The sequence below is a fragment of the Pseudomonas sp. JAI115 genome (genome assembly GCF_014200835.1).
Classification (GTDB): domain Bacteria; phylum Pseudomonadota; class Gammaproteobacteria; order Pseudomonadales; family Pseudomonadaceae; genus Aquipseudomonas; species Aquipseudomonas putida_A.
On the sequence record NZ_JACHCY010000004.1, the window covers coordinates 77,381 to 96,707 of the forward strand.

At 61.2% G+C, this 19,327-nt stretch carries 17 protein-coding genes; 7 read left to right on the top strand and 10 right to left on the bottom strand.

Going from position 1 to position 19,327, the window contains the following annotated elements:
* The first annotated feature begins 1 nt into the window (after position 1).
* From HDC30_RS11160 to HDC30_RS11170, 3 genes are read left to right on the top strand one after another with little or no spacing between them, the layout of a single operon-like run.
* Positions 2-967, top strand: a complete 966-nt coding sequence (locus tag HDC30_RS11160; RefSeq protein WP_183782977.1) for an HlyD family secretion protein — start codon at positions 2-4, stop codon at positions 965-967.
* A complete protein-coding gene (gene rbbA / locus HDC30_RS11165; RefSeq protein ID WP_183783502.1) occupies positions 964-3,690 on the top strand; it encodes a ribosome-associated ATPase/putative transporter RbbA in 2,727 nt (908 codons plus the stop codon). Before HDC30_RS11160 ends, rbbA begins: the two co-directional genes overlap by 4 nt.
* Positions 3,690-4,808 (top strand): ABC transporter permease, encoded by a 1,119-nt coding sequence (locus tag HDC30_RS11170; RefSeq protein WP_027610486.1) that lies wholly within the window; start codon positions 3,690-3,692, stop codon positions 4,806-4,808. Before rbbA ends, HDC30_RS11170 begins: the two co-directional genes overlap by 1 nt.
* Positions 4,809-4,824: 16 nt before the next feature.
* Here HDC30_RS11170 and HDC30_RS11175 read toward each other — a convergent pair whose 3' ends face one another.
* A complete protein-coding gene (locus tag HDC30_RS11175) occupies positions 4,825-5,232 on the bottom strand; it encodes a flagellar basal body-associated protein FliL (RefSeq protein ID WP_027610485.1) in 408 nt (135 codons plus the stop codon).
* A 150-nt stretch (positions 5,233-5,382) separates the two neighbouring features.
* Here HDC30_RS11175 and HDC30_RS11180 point away from each other — a divergent pair, with 150 nt between their 5' ends.
* On the top strand, positions 5,383-6,360 hold the full coding sequence (locus HDC30_RS11180; protein ID WP_096796130.1) for an NADPH:quinone oxidoreductase family protein: 978 nt from the start codon (positions 5,383-5,385) through the stop codon (positions 6,358-6,360).
* Positions 6,361-6,429: 69 nt separating this feature from the next.
* On the opposite strand, the gene HDC30_RS11185 is transcribed toward HDC30_RS11180, so the two are convergent.
* On the bottom strand, positions 6,430-7,044 hold the full coding sequence (locus HDC30_RS11185) for an energy transducer TonB (protein ID WP_027610483.1): 615 nt from the start codon (positions 7,042-7,044) through the stop codon (positions 6,430-6,432).
* Positions 7,045-7,221: 177 nt separating this feature from the next.
* Complete coding sequence (locus tag HDC30_RS11190) at positions 7,222-7,851, bottom strand: hypothetical protein (RefSeq protein WP_027610482.1); 630 nt, start codon at positions 7,849-7,851, stop codon at positions 7,222-7,224.
* 225 nt (positions 7,852-8,076) lie between these two features.
* Here HDC30_RS11190 and glpT point away from each other — a divergent pair, with 225 nt between their 5' ends.
* Positions 8,077-9,426: a glycerol-3-phosphate transporter gene (gene glpT / locus HDC30_RS11195; protein ID WP_027610481.1), complete on the top strand. Its 1,350-nt coding sequence runs from the start codon at positions 8,077-8,079 to the stop codon at positions 9,424-9,426.
* Here the strand turns inward: glpT and HDC30_RS11200 are convergent.
* A complete protein-coding gene (locus HDC30_RS11200) occupies positions 9,402-10,070 on the bottom strand; it encodes a gamma-glutamylcyclotransferase (RefSeq protein ID WP_047596692.1) in 669 nt (222 codons plus the stop codon). The two genes, glpT and HDC30_RS11200, sit on opposite strands and share 25 nt — an antisense overlap.
* 353 nt (positions 10,071-10,423) lie before the next feature.
* On the opposite strand from HDC30_RS11200, the gene HDC30_RS11205 reads away from it, so the two are divergent.
* Positions 10,424-10,897 carry a sn-glycerol-3-phosphate transporter gene (locus tag HDC30_RS11205; protein WP_115988654.1) on the top strand — a complete coding sequence of 158 codons (474 nt, stop codon included), beginning with the start codon at positions 10,424-10,426 and terminating at the stop codon, positions 10,895-10,897.
* Between the two features lie 9 nt (positions 10,898-10,906).
* Here the strand turns inward: HDC30_RS11205 and HDC30_RS11210 are convergent, their stop codons facing one another.
* The 6 genes from HDC30_RS11210 to HDC30_RS11235 all read right to left on the bottom strand — a co-directional run bounded on the left by HDC30_RS11210 (position 10,907) and on the right by HDC30_RS11235 (position 18,271).
* A complete protein-coding gene (locus tag HDC30_RS11210) occupies positions 10,907-11,875 on the bottom strand; it encodes a CDP-6-deoxy-delta-3,4-glucoseen reductase (RefSeq protein WP_183782979.1) in 969 nt (322 codons plus the stop codon).
* Positions 11,875-13,341, bottom strand: coding sequence for a 4-hydroxy-3-polyprenylbenzoate decarboxylase (gene ubiD, locus HDC30_RS11215; protein WP_003229330.1), 1,467 nt, complete (start codon positions 13,339-13,341; stop codon positions 11,875-11,877). The genes HDC30_RS11210 and ubiD overlap by 1 nt, the downstream gene beginning before the upstream one ends.
* A 69-nt stretch (positions 13,342-13,410) precedes the next feature.
* A complete protein-coding gene (locus tag HDC30_RS11220; RefSeq protein ID WP_183782981.1) occupies positions 13,411-15,411 on the bottom strand; it encodes an acyltransferase family protein in 2,001 nt (666 codons plus the stop codon).
* Positions 15,412-15,606: 195 nt separating this feature from the next.
* A complete protein-coding gene (rho, locus tag HDC30_RS11225; RefSeq protein WP_003229334.1) occupies positions 15,607-16,866 on the bottom strand; it encodes a transcription termination factor Rho in 1,260 nt (419 codons plus the stop codon).
* Between the two features lie 247 nt (positions 16,867-17,113).
* Positions 17,114-17,443, bottom strand: coding sequence for a thioredoxin TrxA (gene trxA, locus HDC30_RS11230; protein ID WP_003177349.1), 330 nt, complete (start codon positions 17,441-17,443; stop codon positions 17,114-17,116).
* Positions 17,444-17,563: 120 nt separating this feature from the next.
* Positions 17,564-18,271: a FadR/GntR family transcriptional regulator gene (locus tag HDC30_RS11235; protein WP_027610476.1), complete on the bottom strand. Its 708-nt coding sequence runs from the start codon at positions 18,269-18,271 to the stop codon at positions 17,564-17,566.
* A 256-nt stretch (positions 18,272-18,527) separates the two neighbouring features.
* Between HDC30_RS11235 and HDC30_RS11240 the strand changes: the two genes are divergently transcribed.
* Positions 18,528-19,313, top strand: coding sequence for a transporter substrate-binding domain-containing protein (locus tag HDC30_RS11240; protein WP_183782983.1), 786 nt, complete (start codon positions 18,528-18,530; stop codon positions 19,311-19,313).
* Positions 19,314-19,327 lie beyond the last annotated feature (14 nt).

Genomic DNA, 19,327 nt, shown 5'->3' on the forward strand with positions numbered 1-19,327 from the left:
CATGTCGACGCACAGCCGTTCTTCACTTCTATACGCCGGTTCGCTCCTGGTATTACTCGCCGTCGCTGGCGGCCTCGGTTACTGGATGTCCATCAGCAGCCGCCTGGTCGAAGGACTGTCGATGGGCAACGGGCGGCTGGAAGCCAGCGAAGTGCAGATCGCCAGCAAGACTCCTGGGCGCCTCGCCGAAGTACTGGTCGACGAAGGCGACAAGGTCAGCAAAGGGCAATTGCTGGCACGCATGGACACCCGCACCCTTGAAGCCCAGCGTAATCAGGCCGAAGCCGAAGTGTTGCGCGCCCGGGAGAATCTCAACGCCGCTCAGGCCAACGTGCAATTGCGCCAGAGTGAACTGCTGCTGGCCCAGCAAGAACTCGGCCGCTCGCAATCACTGTTCAAGCACGGTTACGTCAGCGCGCAGATCATCGATCAGTTGCAGTCACGCATCGGCACTGGCAACGCTGCCGTTGTCGCCGCCCGGGCCCAGGTGTCTGCTGTCAGTGCGGCGATTGGCGCGGCACAGGCTCAAGTCGCACAGTTGACCAGTGAAATTGACGACAGCAGTCTGCGCGCGCCGATTGATGGCGTGATCCAGCTGCGCATGGCCGAACCCGGCGAAGTGCTGGGGGCCGGTGGTCGCGTGCTGCTGCTGATCGATCCCAACGACCAGTACATGAACCTCTATCTGTCAGCCGCGGTGGCTGGGCGCCTGGCGGTGGGCGACGAGGCGCGCGTGCTGCTCGATGCCTTGCCCGATAAACCGCTGCCGGCAAAAATCAGCTTCGTCGCGGCCAAATCGCAGTTCACCCCCAAAGAGGTCGAGACCCGCGACGAGCGGCAAAAACTGGTGTTCCGCGTCAAGCTGCGCCTGGTTCAGCCCAGCGCCGTGCCGCAGGCCAAACCCGGCATGCCCGGGGCCGGCTACGTACGGATCGCGCCCGTCGAATGGCCGGCCAATCTGCAATGAGCGGCCTTGCGGTTCAAGCGAACGGTATCGCGCACCGCTACGGCAAACAGCAAGCGCTGAGCGACATTGCCTTCAGCCTGCCCACCGGCACCCGCTGCGGGCTGATCGGCCCCGATGGCGCGGGCAAATCCAGCCTGCTGGGGTTGATTGCCGGCGTGAAGACCTTGCAGCAAGGGCAACTGGACGTGCTCGGTGGCGCGATCGAGGATCGCCGGCATCGCGACACACTCTATGCGCGCATCGCCTTCATGCCGCAGGGACTGGGCGGCAACTTGTACCCGGAGCTGTCGATCCGCGAGAACATCCAGTTCTTCTCGACGCTGTTCGGCCTGTCCAAGGCTGAAAGCGAGCAGCGCATGCACAGCCTGTTGCTCGCCACGGATCTGCTGAAGTTCGCCGAGCGCCCCGCCGGCAAGTTGTCCGGCGGCATGAAGCAGAAACTCGGGCTGTGCTGCGCGCTGATCCATGAACCGGATCTGCTGATCCTCGATGAGCCGACCACCGGCGTCGACCCGCTCTCGCGCCGGCGCTTCTGGGAGTTGGTCGACGATGTGCGACGCCAGCGCCCGCAACTGACGCTGCTGGTCGCCACGGCCTATATGGAAGAAGCCGAGCAGTTCGAGCATTGCCTGATGCTCGATGCCGGCAAGTTGATCGCCACCGGCCTGAGCCGCGAGCTGGCGAACGTCACCCCCAGCGGCAAACTCGATGACGCCTTCACCCATTTTCAGGGTGACAGCCAGCATGACGCTCAGCCGCTGGTGATTCCACCGCGCACCGGCAACAGCAGCGACATCGCCATCGAAGCCCACGACCTGACGCTGCGCTTCGGCGATTTCACCGCTGTGGATCACGTCAGTTTTGCCATTGGGCGTGGCGAGATTTTCGGCTTTCTTGGCTCCAACGGCTGCGGCAAGACCACCACCATGAAAGTCCTGACCGGGCTGATGCCGGCCAGTGAAGGCAGTGCGACGCTGCTCGGCAACCCGGTGAACGCCAAGGATCTGGCCACGCGCAAGCGGGTCGGCTTCATGTCGCAGAGTTTTTCGCTGTACGGCGAACTGAGTATGCGGCAGAACCTCGAGCTGCACGCGCGGCTGTTCGACCTGCCCAAAACCGAGAGCGCACAACGCATCGAGGCATTGATTCAGCGCTTCAATCTGCTCGCGGTCGCCGACCAGCCATCCGGAGCATTGCCATTGGGGCTGCGCCAGCGTCTGTCACTGGCGGTGGCGGTGCTGCACCGCCCGGAGGTGCTGATTCTCGACGAGCCGACTTCCGGCGTCGATCCGGCAGCCCGTGATGATTTCTGGCGACTGTTGATCGAGTTGTCCCGCGAACAGGGCGTGACGATCTTCCTCTCCACGCACTTCATGAACGAAGCGCAGCGCTGCGACCGCATCTCGCTGATGCACGCGGGCAAAGTTCTCGCCTGCGACACCCCGGCGGCGCTGCAACGCCAGTTTGCGGGAGAGACGCTGGAAGCGGCCTTCGTCACTTGCCTGGAACAGGCTCAGGGCGCTCAGCCATCAGCGCCTGTGGCCGAACCGCAAATGGCGCCGCCGAGCGCAGCGACAACACCGCTGCCCCGTCACGGTTTCAGCCTCGGTCGCCTGTTGGCCGTGGCCAGTCGCGAAGGCAAGGAGCTGTTGCGCGACAAGGTGCGCATGGCGTTCGCCTTGGCCGGGGCGATTTTCATGATGGTGATCTTCGGTTACGGCATCTCGCTGGACGTGGAAAACCTCGCGTTTGCCGTGTACGACCAGGATCAGACGCCGCAGAGCCGAGCTTATCTGGAGGCGTTTCGCGGCTCCCGGTACTTCGACGAACAGCCGGCCATTCATGATCCGCAGGAACTGCACCGGCGCCTGCAACGCTCGGAAATCAAACTGGCGCTGGAGATTCCCCCCGGATTCGGCCGCGATCTGTACGCCGGGCGCCAACCCGCCGTGGCGGCGTGGCTGGATGGCGGCATGCCGTTTCGCGCCGAAACCAGCCGCAATTATGTTGAAGCAGTGCACTTGGGCAATCTGCAACAGTTGGCCGAACAAAGTAGCCCGGCGCTGGCCCACCCGGCGGCGGCCAGCCTGGAAACCCGCTTTCGCTACAACCAGGACGTAGTCAGCGTCAACGCCATCGGCCCCGGGGTCATGGCGCTGATCCTCGCCTTCATTCCGGCGATGCTCACGGCGCTGGGCATCGTCCGCGAAAAGGAGTTGGGCTCGATCACCAATTTCTACGCCACGCCCCTGACCCGCCTCGAATTTCTGCTGGGCAAACAGGCGCCGTACCTGCTGGTCAGTCTGGTCAACCTGGCGCTGCTGGTGGCGATGAATCGCTGGCTGTTCGGCGTGCCGTTCAAGGGCAGCCTGCTGACGCTGGCATTCGGCGGCCTGCTGTACGTGCTGGCGACCACCAGCATGGGCCTGCTGATCTCGGCGTTCACCCGCACGCAAATTGCCGCGATCCTCGGCACCATGATCATCACCAGCCTGCCGACCATCCAGTTCTCCGGGCTGATCGTGCCGCGCTCGTCGCTGGAAGGTGCGGCAGCAGTGATGGGCATGCTGTTTCCGGCGGGGCACTTCCTCGACATCGCGGTGGGTACGTTCACCAAGGCGCTGGACTTGCGTCAGCTGTGGCCACAGTGCCTGGCGCTGTTCGGGTTCTTTGTCGGGTTCACCGGGCTGAGCCTGATCATGCTGAAAAAGCAGGAGGCCTGATGCACAAGTTCGCGCACATCCTGCGCCTGGGACTCAAGGAACTGACCAGCCTGCGCCATGACAGCGTGTTGCTGCTGTTCCTGTTCTACGCCTTCACCGTGGCGATTTACATGCCCGCCGCCGGTTCGGTGATCGGCGTGCACAACGCCAGCGTGGCCATCGTCGACGAAGACCACAGCGCCCTCTCACGCCAATTGGCCCAGGCCCTGCAGCCGCCGGAATTCCAGACGCCGGTGCTGCTGCCTTATGCGCAACTGGATCAGGTCATGGACAGCGGTGAGTACACCTTCGTGATCAATATTCCGGCGGGCTTTCAAACCGACTTGCTCGCCGCGCGGCAACCGGCGATTCAGGTCAACGTCGATGCCACCGCCATGAGCCAGGCGTTCATGGGCGCCGGCTACATCGGCCGGATCTTCCAGCGCGAATTGCTCGACTATGCCGGTCAGGGCGGTGCAGCGGCCAAGGCACCCGTGCAACTGACTACTCGCGCCCTGTTCAACACCAATCTGGAGGGCGGCTGGTTTCTGGCGGTGATTCAGATCGTCAACAACATCACTATTCTGGCGATCATCCTCACCGGTACTGCGCTGCTGCGCGAACGCGAACACGGCACGCTCGACCATTTGCTGGTGCTGCCGCTGACGGCGCTGGAAATCATGCTGGCGAAAATCTGGAGCAACTTGCTGGTGGTGGTGTTGTGCACCTGGCTGTCGCTGGAGGTGGTGGTCAAAGGCCTGTTGAATGTGCCGTTGGCCGGCTCGATGAGCCTGTTTTTGCTGGTGACTGCGGTTTATCTGTTTGCCAGTACCGCGCTGGGCATCTTTCTGGCGACGCTGGCGCGCTCGACGCCGCAGTTCGGTCTGCTGGCGATTCCGGTGATCATCCCGATGTTGCTGCTGTCGGGCGGCAGCACGCCATTGGACAGCATGCCGCAGTGGCTGCAGTGGGTCATGCAGGGCTCGCCGTCCACGCATTTTGTCAGCCTCAGCGCCGCGATTCTGTTTCGCGACGCCGGGCTGAGCGTGGTCTGGCCGGACTTGCTGGCGCTGACGGCCATCGGTCTGCTGTTCTTCGTTATCGCCCTGGCGCGCTTTCGCAAGAGCCTGGCGTCCTGAACAGCGGCCAGCGTGGTTACTGAATGATCAGGTTGTTGAACAACAGATCTTCAACCACCGGTTTGCCGGTCTCGTCATTCATCACTTGCTGGGTCTGCTTCAGGGCTTCCTGACGCAGCTTTTCCTTGCCTTCGATGCTGCCCATCGCCTCGGTTGTCTGCTGAGTGAACAGCGCCACCAGTTGATTGCGGATCAGCGGCTCGTTGGCCTTGACCAGCTTGGTCGCCTCTTCGCCCGTTACACGCAGCGCCACGTCGGCCTTGTAGACCTTCAGCTTAGGCGTGCCGTCCAGCCCGTAGTTACCCACGAACGGCGGGCTCAGGGTGATGTAATTGACCTTCGGCGCCTCGCCTTCTTTGGCTTCTTCGGCCAGCGCTGCCACAGGCAGAGACAGGGCCAGCAACAACATGATCCACGCTTTCACAATTCGCTCCTTATCCGGTTTGCGGCCTAGCATAACGACCCGCCGCGCAAGCACAAGCTTATGGCTGACTATCAGGGCCGGGCATGCTCGTTGACCCGTTGACTGACACACCTACACTTATCGGCCATCACTCCCAAAGGAATAGCCCTGATGAAAGCCGTGCTGTGCAAAGCCTTCGGCCCTGCCGAATCGCTGGTGCTGGAAGACGTCGCCAGTCCTGTCGCGAAGAAGAACGAAATCCTGCTGGAGGTGCACGCCGCCGGGGTCAACTTCCCGGACACGCTGATCATCGAGGGCAAGTATCAGTTCAAGCCGCCCTTCCCGTTTTCGCCGGGGGGCGAAGCGGCCGGCGTGGTCAGCGCCGTCGGTGAGAAAGTCAGCCACCTGAAAGTCGGCGACCGGGTCATGGCCCTGACCGGCTGGGGCAGCTTCGCCGAACAGGTCGCGGTGCCGGGCTACAACGTGCTGCCGATCCCGCCGTCGATGGATTTCAACACCGCCGCCGCGTTCAGCATGACCTACGGCACTTCGATGCACGCCCTCAAGCAACGGGCCAACCTGCAACCGGGCGAGACCCTGCTGGTGCTCGGCGCTTCCGGTGGCGTCGGTCTGGCGGCGGTGGAAATCGGCAAAGCCATGGGTGCCCGGGTCATCGCCGCCGCCAGCAGTGCAGAGAAACTCGCCGTGGCCAAGGCCGCTGGCGCCGATGAACTGATCAACTACAGCGAAACCAGCCTCAAGGATGAAATCAAACGCCTCACCGACGGCCAGGGCGCCGACGTGATCTACGACCCGGTCGGTGGCGACCTGTTTGACCAGGCCATCCGCGCCATCGCCTGGAACGGCCGCCTGCTGGTGGTCGGCTTCGCCAGCGGACGCATCCCCGAGCTGCCGGTCAACCTCGCCCTGCTCAAGGGCGCCGCGGTACTCGGCGTGTTCTGGGGCTCCTTTGCCCAGCGCCAGCCGCAGGACAACGCGGCGAACTTCCAGCAACTGTTCGACTGGTTCGCCGAGGGCAAGTTGAAACCGCTGGTGTCGCAGGTGTATCCGCTGAGCAACGCGGCGCAGGCGATCAACGATCTGGGGCAGCGCAAGGCGGTGGGCAAGGTGGTGGTGCAGGTGCGCTGAGTGTTTTCTGGCCGGTGACCTCTCGGAGCCGGCCTGATTCGCGCCAGGCAGCAACACAGCGTCGCTGGCTCAAAGCAACTCACGAACCTCTCCCGGCAGAAAACTCATGTAGCTACGCATAGGAGCTTCCCGGCAGCCTCTGACGATCATCGGTACGCGCCGGTTCATCTTGGCGATGATTGCCAGACGTTGTTCATCGGCCAACTGACTCTTGAGAATCACGTTGGAAACGTAAGCACGGGTGTAATTAAACACTTCTGCGTCGACCCAGGCGTGCTCAGGCATGTTCCTGAAACCGTCATTGATGACGCGACACTTTACTGACTTCAGCCACTGGTTGATGTCGATCGGCTGGTCCCTGGCCAATCGAAAGAGCATCGGCGCCACGACGGGCTGTTCCGCAGGCCGACCGTCTTCAATCGTCCAGGGCCTGAAGCGCCACTGTGTTATGGCGTCTTTGACCGCCTCAGCCAGATCGGGGTGATCACTTTGCACGATGTCGATCGCGCTGACCGAGCCATCCGCCTTGACGATAAAGCTGACCCTGACCTCGCCTTCGACCCCTGCCCTGGACAACCTCTTCGGGTAAATCGGCTGCGGGTTGTTTTCAGGTATGAGTAACCCTTCTGCCGCCAGTGCAAGACTGAAGATCGTCAATAAAAGCCCTGCAAAAAACCACCGCATGATCGCGCCCCTTCCCTATTGAGATGCCTGTCCGGCAACAACAGAAAGTTTAAGGAGCACTGTCTTTTTACTGAATGGCGCAGCTTCGCTATTGAATGCAGGACATTTCCTGATCCCGATGGGAAATCCGACGAAACCGCTGGGCAAATGACGGCAGGTACATTTTCTGACGGACGTTTAGCCGCCGCTCGCACCAGCAACGTCGCCCGGCAACAAGTGCTCCTGCACCTTCAGGCTGCGCGACGGAATCAGCCGACCCTTGTCGTCGAAGCGCAGGACGATCAGCCAGTCAAAGACCTCATCCGGCCATTTTTCCTGCCCCATCAGGGCTGTGGGGTCACCGCCAAAGGCTTTGAGCAGTTTGTTGATATGGCCGTGGTGCCAGGCAATCAGCACCGTCTGCGCCTGATTGCTCTTGCGCAACAGTTTGACCAGTTGATGCAGGTCGCCATTGACGTAGGGCTGCTCGATCGCAAGGTTCAAGCGCTGGGCCAACGGGGTCAGGGTCAGGCGTGAGCGCGAACTTTCCGGGGTATCGCCGGCAGCGATCAAACGCTGGGGGGTGAACGTCTGGCCGTCGAGTTTCAGCGGATTGAAATAGTCGACGTAGGCGGCGGCGCGTTGCTCGCCTCGGGCATTGAGCACCGATCCTGTATCCGGTTTTTCCGCATGCCGAATGATCAGCACCGTAGCGTTGCGCAGGCCGGAATGAGCAGGATGATCGGTGACGATCAATGTCAGCAACACGACGGCAAGTCCCGCTGCCACCAAAAATCTCGGCACCAACATGCGAACCTTCAGTGACATTGCTTATCTCGGCTGATCAATCGGCTGAACGGGCCGCGAGTCTAAGTCACTCCATGTAGATAAGTGGTGAAAACGCCCTGTTCTTACAGCTGAGCGACAGGTTCGTAAAAGAACGCGCGAATTCCAACATTTCCCCTGTTTTGCCAATGCGAACCGGTGCTATTTTCGGTAACGAAACTGTAACATTCGCATCCGCAGTCAAAACAAGAAATCTGGAGCTCTTGAATGTTTGCTTTCTTTCGTCCTGCCGCACATCAGGCTCCATTGCCTGAAGAAAAAATAGACAGTACTTACCGACGCCTGCGCTGGCAGATCTTCGCCGGTATCTTCTTTGGCTACGCGGGTTACTACCTGCTGCGCAAAAACTTCTCGCTGGCCATGCCGTACCTGATCGACGAAGGCTACAGCCGTGGCGATCTGGGGCTGGCGATGTCGGCCATCGCCATTGCCTACGGTCTGTCGAAGTTCCTGATGGGCCTGGTGTCCGACCGTTCCAACCCGCGTTACTTCCTGCCGTTCGGCCTGCTGGTGTCGGCCGGGGTGATGTTCATTTTCGGTTTTGCGCCTTGGGCGACGTCCAGCGTGACCATGATGTTCATCCTGCTGTTCATCAACGGCTGGGCCCAGGGCATGGGCTGGCCGCCGAGCGGACGCACCATGGTGCACTGGTGGTCGCAGAAGGAACGTGGCGGCGTGGTTTCGGTGTGGAACGTGGCGCATAACGTCGGCGGCGGTCTGATCGGCCCGCTGTTCCTGATCGGCATGGGCCTGTTCAACGACTGGCACGCAGCCTTCTACGTTCCGGCAGCGGTGGCGCTGGGCGTGGCGGTGTTTGCCTTCATCACCATGCGCGACACCCCGCAATCGGTCGGCCTGCCGCCGATCGAGAAGTACAAGAACGATTACCCGGAAGGCTACGACGCCAGCCACGAAGACGAATTCAGCGCCAAGGAAATTTTCGTCAAATACGTGCTGCGCAACAAAATGCTCTGGTACATCGCCATGGCCAACGTGTTCGTTTACCTGCTGCGCTACGGCGTACTGGATTGGGCGCCGACCTACCTGAAAGAAGCCAAAGGTTTCACCGTGGATAAAACCTCGTGGGCCTATTTCTTCTACGAGTGGGCGGGCATTCCGGGCACGCTGCTGTGCGGCTGGATGTCGGACAAGATCTTCCGTGGCAATCGTGGCCTGACCGGCATGGTGTTCATGGCGCTGGTGACCGTGGCGACGCTGGTGTACTGGCTGAACCCGGCCGGCAACCCGACGGTGGACATGATCGCGCTGTTCTCGATCGGCTTCCTGATCTATGGCCCGGTGATGCTGATCGGCCTGCAGGCGCTGGAACTGGCACCGAAGAAAGCCGCCGGCACGGCTGCGGGCTTCACCGGTCTGTTCGGTTACCTGGGTGGTTCGGTCGCGGCGAGTGCGGCGATGGGCTACACCGTTGACCACTTCGGCTGGAACGGTGGTTTTGTCCTGCTGGTGGGCGCTTGCCTGCTGTCGATGGCCTTCCTGGCCCCGACCCTGTGGCACAAGCAAGTCGCCAGTCAGAGCCGCGAAGCCGTCGCCTGATCGGCTTTTGACTGACAGCGCTTGAGCCGCGCCTCCAGATTTCGATCCGGCATGGCGTGGCTGCGCAGGGCGTGGGCGGTCTGCTCGACATAATCACGAGTGGTGCCGTAACGCCCGCAAGCGCTTTCGAACACCTGGCTCAGCACATGATCCGGCAAGTTGCCGGCATAGCTGGGCAGGTGTCGCTCCAAAACAAACCCTAACGCCTGAACCTGACTGCCATCTTCGAGCCGGCAGTTCAGCCAGTGCGGGCGATAGGACGGGAACGGCATCTCGCGTTTCCACAGCGCGTACAGCGCAGCGTCGAGGTTCTCTTCCGGCAGCCGATAGGCGAAGCCGCTGCATGAACCGCCGCGATCCAGACCAAATACCAGCCCGGGCATTTCCGGCGTTCCGCGATGCTCATGCGACCACAGGTACAAGCCACGATGGTAGCCATGGACTCGTCCGCGCACCCGCTCCACCGCCGTACATTCCGGGCGCCAGATCAGCGAACCGTAGGCGAACAGCCACACCGGGCCGCCCTTGTGGCGCGCCATGGTCGATTGCATCGAGACGAGAAGTTGTTCGTGGGTCAGCTGCGGCCCCAGATCGAGCCGCGGAGGGTAAGCCAGATTCACAAAAGCAGATTCAATGGCTGTCATGACGGAAGTGTTCGGCCCCGCAAGTATTACAAGATGTAAGCACAATTCGCTGGATAGAACATATAGCAGTAACTGTAAAACGAAAAGTGCTAAAGGATGTATGGCCTGCCCGATAGCGCTACTGGGGGTTATCAGCCCCGGCTATGCGGCTTTATATAGCCTAATACCATTGCAGAAATATCTTAAATACCCGAATGAAATATGCATAAGCCTTCGCTTGTTCAGGTTTCGTTCATGAAGGCACAGGAAACTTCCTACTAAAATGTCGGACTTTCTTTCTTCTCCGTCGCTGAACGCCTACGTATAACGGCCTTCCTCTGGCGCAAGCCATCCCGTTTAACCGAGGCTGCACTATGAAAATCCCAAGACTTCTGGCCGCGTTGCTGATGGCTCAGGCCGGCCATGCATTGGCCGAGGACAATGCGCAAGGCAAAGGCTTCTGGTATGCCCAGACCAGTGTCTACACCCGACATTACTCGCCCGACCCCGAACACAATAATCATCAGGACTTGATCGGCATCGAACGCAATCAGGCTTCCGGCTGGGTATTTGGCGGGGCAACTTTCCGCAATTCGTTTCGTCAGCGTTCGAACTATGCCTATGTCGGCAAGCGCTATGACAGCAGCGAGTACCCGGTGTATCTGAAACTCACGGGTGGGCTGTTGCAGGGTTATCGCGGTGATTACAAGGACAAGATTCCTTTGAACCGCTACGGCGTTGCGCCGGTGATCATTCCGTCCGTCGGGACTCACTACGGCCCATTGGCCGCCGAGCTGGTATTTCTCGGCGCCAATGCGGCGATGGTGACTAGCGGCGTACGTTTCTAGGGGCGCGGTTCAAGACCGAGGCGCATACGCAAATACATCGGCGCGCATCTGGTGCGCATCCATCCCGGCTTCCACCAGCGCATCCAGAGTCCCGTAGACCATCGCCGGCGAGCCGCTGGCGTATACATGCAGGGACTTCAGATCGGCGAAGTCTTCGCACACGGCCTGGTGCAGCATTCCGCAGCGCCCTTCCCAACCGCACTGATCGCTGACGACTTTGTGCAGGAACAGATTGGGCAGCTTCAACCATTCGTCCCAATGTTCGATCTCGTAGAAATCTTCCGGACGGCGTACACCCCAATACAGATGCACCGGGTGTTTGAAGCCGTTGGCGCGGCAGTGTTCGATCAGGCTGTGGATCTGGCCCATGCCGGTGCCGGCGGCGATCAGCACCAGCGGCCCGTCAGGCAATTCGGCGAGGTGGGTGTCGCCGAACGGCAGTTCGACGCGCACCAGCGGGTTGCGCTGCATTTGCTCGATCAGGCTCAGCGCACTGGCCTCGCGGGCCAGCACGTGGATTTCCAGATCCCGTCCGCCGTGCGGTGCCGAGGCCATGGAGAACGCTGATTTTTCACCGTTCTCACGCTCGATCATCAAGTACTGCCCGGCGTGATAACGCGGCGGCTTGCCGGCCGGCGCACGCAGACGCACGCGCCAGGTGTCGCCGCCGACATCCCGGCATTCGATGACCTGACACGACAGGCTGCGCACCGGCAGTTCTCCCAGCGCGAGCACGCCATCCCACAGCAGGACGCAGTCTTCCAGCGGCTCGGCTATGCAAGTGTAGAACTCGCCGTGGTCATGCACCTTGCCGGCCTGCTCGACCCGGCCTTCCACCAACAGCGCCGCACACACGTGGCAATTGCCGTTGCGGCAGCTTTGCGGGCAGTCGTAGCCCAGGCGCCGCGCACCATCGAGAATCCGCTCGCCGGGCCGTATCTCAAGCACTGCTCCGGAGGGCTGCAGGGTTACACGCATCAATCTATTCCTAACTGATTCCAGATGGCATCGATCCGCTGGGTGACGGCGTCGTCCTTGACGATTACGCGGCCCCACTCGCGAGTGGTTTCGCCCGGCCACTTGTGGGTGGCATCCAGGCCCATTTTCGAGCCCAGGCCGGACACCGGCGAGGCGAAGTCGAGGTAGTCGATCGGCGTGTTGTCGATCATCACCGTGTCGCGCTTGGGGTCCATGCGCGTGGTGATGGCCCAGATCACGTCGTTCCAGTCCCGGGCGTTGATATCGTCGTCAGTGACGATAACGAACTTGGTGTACATGAACTGTCGCAAAAACGACCAGACACCGAGCATCACGCGCTTGGCATGCCCCGGATACGACTTCTTCATCGTCACCACGGCCATGCGGTACGAGCAGCCTTCCGGCGGCAGGTAGAAGTCGGTGATCTCCGGGAACTGCTTCTGCAGGATCGGCACGAACACTTCGTTCAGCGCCACGCCGAGAATCGCCGGCTCATCCGGTGGACGGCCGGTGTAGGTGCTGTGATAGATCGGCTTGATCCGGTGGGTAATGCGCTCGACGGTGAACACCGGGAAGCTGTCGACTTCGTTGTAGTAACCGGTGTGGTCGCCGTACGGGCCTTCGTCGGCCATTTCGCCCGGATGAATCACCCCTTCGAGGATGATCTCGGCAGTGGCCGGCACCTGCAGGTCGTTGCCACGGCACTTGACCAGCTCGGTGCGGTTACCGCGCAACAGACCGGCGAAAGCGTATTCGGAGAGGCTGTCCGGCACCGGCGTCACGGCGCCGAGGATGGTCGCAGGGTCGGCGCCCAGCGCCACGGAGACCGGGAATGGCTGGCCCGGATGCTTCTCGCACCACTCACGGAAGTCCAGCGCACCGCCACGGTGGCTGAGCCAGCGCATGATCACCTTGTTGCGGCCGATCACTTGCTGACGGTAGATACCGAGGTTCTGGCGGTCCTTGTTCGGGCCTTTGGTGACAGTCAGGCCCCAGGTGATCAGCGGGCCGACGTCGCCGGGCCAGCAGGTCTGCACCGGCAGCATCGCCAGGTCGACGTCGTCACCTTCGATGACCACTTCCTGGCACACCGCGTCTTTGACGACTTTCGGCGCCATCGAGATGATCTTGCGGAAGATCGGCAGTTTCGACCACGCGTCCTTCAAGCCCTTCGGTGGCTCCGGCTCCTTGAGGAAAGCCAGCAGCTTGCCGATCTCGCGCAGTTCGCTGACCGACTCGGCGCCCATGCCCATGGCCACCCGCTCGGGGGTGCCAAACAGGTTGCCGAGCACCGGGATGTCGTAGCCGGTCGGCTTCTCGAACAGCAGCGCCGGGCCCTTGGCCCGCAGTGTGCGGTCGCACACCTCGGTCATCTCCAGCACCGGCGAGACGGGAATCTGGATGCGTTTCAACTCTCCGCGCTGCTCAAGCTGCTGCACGAAATCCCGAAGATCCTTGAATTTCATTGACGATGGCACCCTCAAAATAGGCGTACATCCTACCTGCTATGCAGCCCTGTGGCAGCCTGTCGCTGCTTACTTGGCTGCATTCGTCTGCGCTTTGCCAAGGTTTTCCCGGCCTTGCAGGCCGATAAACAGCGGCTCGAGGATCGGCGCCACAAACCGCGCACCGACTTCGGACAGGTGATTGTCATCGGTGTACAGCGAGTAGCCGCCCAGTTCGGCGTGGCACAGGCCCTTGTCATCACACAGCCGCGGCGCCGGATCGACCACGCGCACCGCCGGATCCTCCTGCGCCAGTTGCGCGAACAACTGACTGATGAACACCTGACGCTTGTGGTGCGCCTCGACGGCCAGTCCGACGTCATCCACCGGACGATCGAGCATCGCCAGCCGCGTCAGCCGATACGGCGGGCTGAACGCCTGCAACGGCGCCTCTTTCACCAGCCATACGCGATGCCCGGCTGCCCGCAATTGTGCGACGCGAGTGCGCAGGCCTTCGGCAAAACGCTGCTCCGCCTCGGCGCGATCGTAACGACCGTCTGGCGTTCTCAAAACATGCCCGAGATCACCCTTGGCATCGCCGTACAGGTACAGGCTCCAGCGGGCGACCAGCACCACATCGCTGATCGCCTGGGTTTTCAGCCCCTGCTCGACCCGCTTGTTGAAGCGTGCACAAACACCGTCATGCTCCAGCCCATCGACCGGAATGCAACCCGGAGAACTGGCCAGAATCACACTGACACCGTGGGCCTTGGCACCGTCATCGAACACCGGGATCAGCGCGGTGGCATGGCTGTCGCCCCAGACCAGCGCGCGGGTCGGCAGATCCGCCACGCCGTAATGGCAGAACAGCTTGTCGTCAGGGGTCTTGTCGTCCGCCAGACATGCCATCAGCTCCGGCCGCCACTCGCGGCCCTTGGCATATTGCAGCGCCTGCTCGGACAGGCGCCATGGCAAGCCATCGGTCCAGCGCAGTGATTGCCCGGCCAGACCGAGCACCAGGATCCCGCAGAAACCGGCCAGCAGAATCTGCCGACGACCGGCGAGCAGGCGCCGTTCACGGAACGGCGTTTCGACGAACTTCCATGACAGATAACCCAGCACCAGGGTCAGCAGAATCAACCCGGCCGTGTCGAGCGCGCCCGGCTCATCGACACTGGCGTAGCTGGAAAACACGAATACCGGCCAGTGCCACAAATACCAGGAATAGGAGATCAGCCCGAGGCCGACCATCACCCGACTGCTCAACAATTGACCAACCAGCGTTTCGCGATGACCGTTGGCCAGAATCAGCAGCACCACGCCCAGCACCGGCAGCAACGCGGTGACACCCGGGAACGGCGTCGACTTGTCATAGGCAAACACCGCCAGCAGGATCAACCCCATGCCGAGCAGGCTCAAGGCCTGGGCGGCCAGCGGCTTCAAGCGCCAGGCGTGTTTCGGCGCAACCGCCAGCATCGCCCCGGCCAGCAACTCCCAGGCGCGCATCGGCAGCAGGAAGAAGGCTTTCTCCGGATGATGCTGGATCGCCCACACACTCAGCCCGAACGACACCAGCAGCACGCCGCACAGCGCCAGCCGCCAGTGTTTCAGGCGGCTCGAGAGCAACGTCAGCAGCAGCGGGAAGAAGATGTAGAACTGCTCCTCCACCGCCAGTGACCACGTGTGCAACAGCGGTTTCAGGTCAGAGGCAACGTCGAAGTAGCCGTCCTGACGCATGAACAGGATGTTCGAGACGAACGTCACCTGATAGCGCACCGAACGCCCCAGCTCTTCGTAGTCCTTGGGCGCCAGCAGGAACCAGCCCACCGCCAGCACCGCAATGATCATCGCGAACAGCGCCGGCAGAATCCGCCGCGCACGCCGCGCCCAGAACTCGACGAAGCTGAAACGGCCAGCCTGACGCTGATTCCAGATGATCGAGGTGATGAGGTAGCCGGAAATCACGAAGAACACGTCCACGCCGACAAAACCGCCGGTAAACCCCGGGACGCCAAAATGGAACAGCACTACGGCGATCACCGCGACTGCCCGCAAGCCGTCGATATCCCTTCGATAAGCGAGTGTGCTCATAAAATCTTTAATGCCAATCAGGTGGTTGTTTTTTGTACAGCTCGAGCCTTATTCACAGAGGCTCCGAGCGCTGTTTGTGGGTTGCCCGATCACAGACCTTACCAGATCAGGAACCTCCCATTGCCGGGGTAAATTTCATGCAAAAAAAAGGCGCCCCCCAAAGGGGCGCCCTTTTAATCGGTTCAACCGGCGATGTTACTTGCGCTTCATCGACAGGAAGAACTCGTCGTTGGTCTTGGTCGTTTTCAGCTTGTCGACCAGGAACTCGATGGCAGCCACTTCGTCCATCGGGTGCAGCAGCTTGCGCAGGATCCACATGCGCTGCAGTTCGTCGTCGGCGGTCAGCAACTCTTCGCGGCGGGTGCCGGAACGGTTGATGTTGATGGCCGGGAACACACGCTTCTCGGCGATCTTGCGATCCAGAGGCAGTTCCATGTTGCCGGTACCCTTGAACTCTTCGTAGATCACTTCGTCCATCTTCGAGCCGGTTTCAACCAGCGCGGTGGCGATAATGGTCAGCGAGCCGCCTTCTTCGATGTTGCGCGCAGCACCGAAGAAACGCTTCGGTTTCTCCAGGGCGTGAGCATCGACACCACCGGTCAGCACCTTGCCGGAGCTCGGGATCACGGTGTTGTAGGCACGGGCCAGACGGGTGATGGAGTCGAGCAGGATCACCACGTCCTTCTTGTGTTCGACCAGGCGCTTGGCCTTCTCGATCACCATTTCGGCAACCTGCACGTGACGGGTCGGCGGTTCGTCGAAGGTCGAGGCAACCACTTCGCCGCGCACGGTGCGCTGCATTTCGGTTACTTCTTCCGGACGTTCGTCGATCAACAGCACGATCAGGTGAACTTCAGGGTTGTTACGGGCGATGTTCGCCGCGATGTTCTGCAGCATGATCGTCTTGCCGGCTTTCGGCGGTGCAACGATCAGACCACGCTGGCCTTTGCCGATCGGGGCGCACAGGTCGATCACACGACCGGTCAAGTCTTCGGTGGAACCGTTGCCGGCTTCCATCTTCATGCGCACGGTCGGGAACAGCGGGGTCAGGTTCTCGAAGAGAATCTTGTTCTTCGCGTTCTCCGGACGATCAAAGTTGATCGTGTCGACTTTGAGCAGAGCGAAGTAACGCTCGCCTTCCTTCGGAGGGCGGATCTTGCCAACGATGGTGTCACCGGTACGCAAGTTGAAACGACGGATCTGGCTCGGCGAGACGTAGATATCGTCCGGGCCGGCGAGGTAGGAAGCGTCAGCGGAGCGCAGGAAGCCGAAGCCGTCCTGGAGAATCTCCAGCACGCCATCACCGGAGATTTCCTCGCCGCTTTTCGCGTGCTTTTTCAGCAGGGAGAAAATCACGTCCTGCTTGCGCGAACGGGCCATATTTTCTATGCCCATCTGTTCGGCCAATTCGAGCAGTTCGGTAATCGGCTTTTGCTTGAGTTCAGTCAGATTCATATAGGAATGACGTAATCATTTATGGAGGGGGGAAATTAAGCTTTTGGCTTAATGAGGCCGCGCCGCGGAGAAGGCGACAGGATCGCGAACTTGTTCGAAAAGGAGTGCGTCGGCGACGGCTAGCAGGGGGCAGTGGAGAAACCAGTGCGGGGCCGAATGTACCACCTGAGTTTCGGAGCGTCTAGCCCTGAATACGCAAAAAGCCCCGCAAATTGCGAGGCTTTTTTTCGGCGATTTACTGCGACGCTTAGATGTTGGCGTCGAGGAAAGCAGCCAGTTGCGACTTCGACAGGGCGCCGACTTTGGTCGCTTCAACGTTGCCGTTCTTGAACAGCATCAGCGTCGGGATACCACGCACGCCGTGCTTGGCCGGGGTTTCCTGGTTTTCGTCAATGTTCAGTTTGGCGATGGTCAGCTTGCCTTTGTAAGTCTCGGCAATCTCGTCCAGAACCGGAGCGATCATTTTGCAAGGGCCGCACCATTCAGCCCAGTAGTCGACCAGTACAGCGCCTTCGGCCTTGAGTACGTCGGCTTCGAAGCTGGCGTCGCTAACGTGTTTGATAAGATCGCTGCTCATGGAATTCTCCAGGTTGTAAGCAAAAAAACGTGGCCCATCATAGCCGCCCTTCCCTTGTTCAGGAAGCCGCAGTTGATTGAGTCTTGCTATGGCACTCGATGAGTTTGGGTATAGCCCAAGTCACGCCGTGGCGGGGGCAATGAAGGAAATTCCGGTGCGCAGGGCGGCGTTGCGCACGTGTTCCTGCATGGCCTTCTGGGCCGCAGCGGACGCCCGGCGCGCGAGGGCACGAAGGATCTTGCGGTGTTCCTGCCAGGTTTCCATCGCCCGTTCGGCGCGGATGAACGGTAGCTTCTGGCTTTCCAGAAAGATCTCGGCGCTGGCGGTGAGGATACTCAGCATCGCCTGATTGCCGCTGGCCAGCAGAATGCGTCGGTGGAATTCGAAGTCGAGTTTCGCCGCGGCCTCGAAGTCCCCAGCCTTCAATTGCTCGCGCATCGCCGCAACGTTGTCCTCCAGCGCATCCAGATCGAACGTGCTCAAGGTCACCGCCGCCAGCCCGGCGGCAAACCCCTCCAGCGCATAGCGCAACTGAAAGATGTCGAGCGGCGAGGCCTGCGCTGCGAACGGCCAGCCCGGCGCATTGTCACCCTGCGCAATCTCCACCGGTGCCTGCACGAACACGCCTTTGCCCGGCTGGATGCTGACCACGCCGAGCGCGCTGAGCGACGACAGTGCCTCACGCAACGACGCCCGGCTGACTCCCAGTTGCACCGCCAGATCCCGTTGCGACGGCAACGCATCGCCCGCACCGAAACCCTGCTCGGTGATCAGTTTGCGTATGGCTTGCAGCGCCACTTCGGGTACGGCGCGGGAGATCGAGTTCATGGTTTTTCAGACGAGCCAGGCCAAGGTGCGGCTAGTTGTAAAGCTATTCGCCGGATCCGGCAAGTCGTGCCCCAGCGGGGTTCGGCGCCCGCTGCCGGTGCGCCATCAGGGTGCGAAAAACAACCTGACTGTTCAGACCAGTAAGACCGAATAAACCCGGCAAACCCGCGGCCTGCCGGGGATAAATCCGGGTATTGGCACGGCCCGTGCTCTGTCCGATCGCAGAAATCACTTCCCGTCGATCCGGAGATTTGCCATGACCCTGCGTTACCGAGCCCTCCTCGCCGCTCTGTTTTCCAGCCTGATGCTGAGCCAGATCCCCGCCCACGCCGATGGCCTGGAAGACGTGATCAAACGCGGCACACTGAAAGTTGCCGTGCCTCAGGACTTCCCGCCATTCGGCTCGGTCGGCCCGGACATGAAACCCCGTGGCCTGGATATCGACACGGCAAAACTGCTGGCCGAGCAACTCAAGGTCAAACTCGAGCTGACCCCGGTCAACAGCACCAACCGCATCCCGTTTCTCACCACCGGCAAGGTCGACCTGGTGATCTCCAGCCTCGGCAAGAACCCGGAGCGCGAGAAAGTCATCGACTTCTCCCACGCCTACGCGCCGTTCTACCTCGCGGTGTTCGGCCCGCCTGATGCGGCCGTCACTACGCTCGACGACCTCAAGGGCAAAACCATCAGCGTCACCCGTGGCGCCATCGAAGACATCGAGCTGACCAAGGTCGCCCCCGAAGGCGTGACCATCAAGCGCTTCGAGGACAATAACTCGACCATCGCCGCCTACCTCGCCGGCCAGGTCGATCTGATCGCCAGCGGCAACGTGGTGATGGTGGCGATCAGCGAGAAGAACCCGAAACGCGTGCCGGCGCTGAAAGTGAAGCTCAAGGATTCGCCGGTCTACGTCGGCGTGAACAAGAACGAGCCCGCGCTGCTGGGCAAGGTCAACGAGATCCTCGCCACCGCCAAGGCTGACGGCGCGCTGGAGAAAAACTCGCAGACCTGGCTCAAAGAGCCTCTGCCGGCCGATCTCTGATCGGTCGCGCGGGA

Bases quoted from the DNA above. Each gene is read 5' to 3' on its own strand.
- ubiD (WP_003229330.1), bottom strand. From the start codon at position 13,341: ATGAAATTCAAGGATCTTCGGGATTTCGTGCAGCAGCTTGAGCAGCGC.
- HDC30_RS11160 (WP_183782977.1), top strand. From the start codon at position 2: ATGTCGACGCACAGCCGTTCTTCACTTCTATACGCCGGTTCGCTCCTG.
- HDC30_RS11210 (WP_183782979.1), bottom strand. From the start codon at position 11,875: ATGCGTGTAACCCTGCAGCCCTCCGGAGCAGTGCTTGAGATACGGCCC.
- HDC30_RS11185 (WP_027610483.1), bottom strand. From the start codon at position 7,044: ATGCGGTGGTTTTTTGCAGGGCTTTTATTGACGATCTTCAGTCTTGCA.
- HDC30_RS11205 (WP_115988654.1), top strand. From the start codon at position 10,424: ATGAAAATCCCAAGACTTCTGGCCGCGTTGCTGATGGCTCAGGCCGGC.
- rbbA (WP_183783502.1), top strand. From the start codon at position 964: ATGAGCGGCCTTGCGGTTCAAGCGAACGGTATCGCGCACCGCTACGGC.
- HDC30_RS11170 (WP_027610486.1), top strand. From the start codon at position 3,690: ATGCACAAGTTCGCGCACATCCTGCGCCTGGGACTCAAGGAACTGACC.
- HDC30_RS11240 (WP_183782983.1), top strand. From the start codon at position 18,528: ATGACCCTGCGTTACCGAGCCCTCCTCGCCGCTCTGTTTTCCAGCCTG.
- glpT (WP_027610481.1), top strand. From the start codon at position 8,077: ATGTTTGCTTTCTTTCGTCCTGCCGCACATCAGGCTCCATTGCCTGAA.
- HDC30_RS11200 (WP_047596692.1), bottom strand. From the start codon at position 10,070: ATGACAGCCATTGAATCTGCTTTTGTGAATCTGGCTTACCCTCCGCGG.
- HDC30_RS11220 (WP_183782981.1), bottom strand. From the start codon at position 15,411: ATGAGCACACTCGCTTATCGAAGGGATATCGACGGCTTGCGGGCAGTC.
- rho (WP_003229334.1), bottom strand. From the start codon at position 16,866: ATGAATCTGACTGAACTCAAGCAAAAGCCGATTACCGAACTGCTCGAA.
- HDC30_RS11180 (WP_096796130.1), top strand. From the start codon at position 5,383: ATGAAAGCCGTGCTGTGCAAAGCCTTCGGCCCTGCCGAATCGCTGGTG.
- HDC30_RS11235 (WP_027610476.1), bottom strand. From the start codon at position 18,271: ATGAACTCGATCTCCCGCGCCGTACCCGAAGTGGCGCTGCAAGCCATA.
- HDC30_RS11190 (WP_027610482.1), bottom strand. From the start codon at position 7,851: ATGTCACTGAAGGTTCGCATGTTGGTGCCGAGATTTTTGGTGGCAGCG.
- trxA (WP_003177349.1), bottom strand. From the start codon at position 17,443: ATGAGCAGCGATCTTATCAAACACGTTAGCGACGCCAGCTTCGAAGCC.